This window comes from Novosphingobium sp. B-7, from assembly GCF_000410615.1.
GTDB classification, from domain to species: domain Bacteria; phylum Pseudomonadota; class Alphaproteobacteria; order Sphingomonadales; family Sphingomonadaceae; genus Novosphingobium; species Novosphingobium capsulatum.
The window spans coordinates 1-1,226 of record NZ_APCQ01000305.1; the positions used below are offsets into that span (position 1 = coordinate 1).

Genomic DNA, 1,226 nt, shown 5'->3' on the forward strand with positions numbered 1-1,226 from the left:
GGCTGGCGGCGCGCTGCACCGGCTCTATCGTCTTCACCTTTGCCCCGCACACGCGGTTGCTGGGCGTGATGCACGCCGTGGGCCAGGCTTTCCCCCGCGCCAACCGCTCGCCCGCGATCGTGCCGATTGCCGAAGCCGCGCTGCGCGCCCGGCTGGCCAGGCTCGATGGCTGGCGCGTCGGACGCAGCGGGCGCATTTCCAGCGGCTTCTACATTTCCAACGGCATGGAACTGGTGCGGCGGGGATGGCCCGCCGCACGCCCCTTGCCAGCAGGTGGAGCCGGGTGGCCCTGACCTGGCTGCCGTTTGCCGATGCGGCCAGCGTCGACATTCCGCTGTCACGGCTGCTGCGCCTGTCGCTGTTCCAGGTCAGCGTGGGCATGATGACCGTACTGCTCAACGGCACGCTCAACCGCGTGCTGATTGTCGAACTGGGCATCCATGCCTGGCTGGTCTCGCTGATGATCGCCATTCCCCTGCTCGCCGCGCCGTTCCGCGCGCTGATTGGGCATCGCTCCGACGTGCACCGCTCGGTGCTGGGCTGGCGCCGCGTGCCGTTCATCTGGTTTGGCACGCTGATGCAGTTCGGCGGCCTGGCGATCATGCCCTTTGCCCTGCTGCTGATGCGCGATCCGCATCTGTTCGCTGTCGGTCTGGCCGCCAGTGCGCTGGCGTTCCTGCTGGCCGGCATCGGCATGCACACCACGCAGACCGCCGGCCTTGCCCTGGTCGGCGATCTCCTGCCCGATGATCGCCGCGCTCGCGCCGTCGCGCTGCTCTATCTATCCCTGCTCGCCGGGATGATGGTCTGCTCCACCATCCTGGGCGGGCTGCTCAACCATTTCACGCCCACCCGCCTGGTCCAGGTGATCCAGGCCTGCGCCGTCACCACTTTCGTGCTCAACGTGGTGGCGCTGTGGAAGCAGGAAGCGCGCAGCCCCGCGATCGCTTCGCCCGAAACGCCGCGCCCGCCCTTTGCCCAGGTATGGCGCCAGTTTGCCGCCCAGCCGCTGACCATGCGCCTGCTCGCCACGGTAGGCCTGGGCGCGGCCGCCTTTGCCATGCAGGATCCGCTGCTCGAACCCTATGGCGGCGAAGTGCTGCGCCTGTCGGTGGGCGCCACCACCAGCCTGTCGGGCGCCTGGGCACTGGGCGCGCTGGCCGGCTTTGCGCTGTCGGCGCGGTGGCTGGGCCACGGCATCGATGCGCTGCGCATCGCCGGCTATG

General features: G+C 69.5%; 1 protein-coding gene and 1 pseudogene. Both read left to right on the forward strand.

Annotated elements, in window-relative coordinates; genetic code table 11:
• Positions 1-293: pseudogene (locus tag H926_RS0104040) on the forward strand (hypothetical protein); the annotation flags it as partial.
• Positions 284-1,226 (forward strand): MFS transporter (locus tag H926_RS25505; protein WP_022675171.1); only part of this gene is annotated, 943 nt, incomplete at its 3' end. The pseudogene H926_RS0104040 and the gene H926_RS25505, both read left to right, overlap by 10 nt.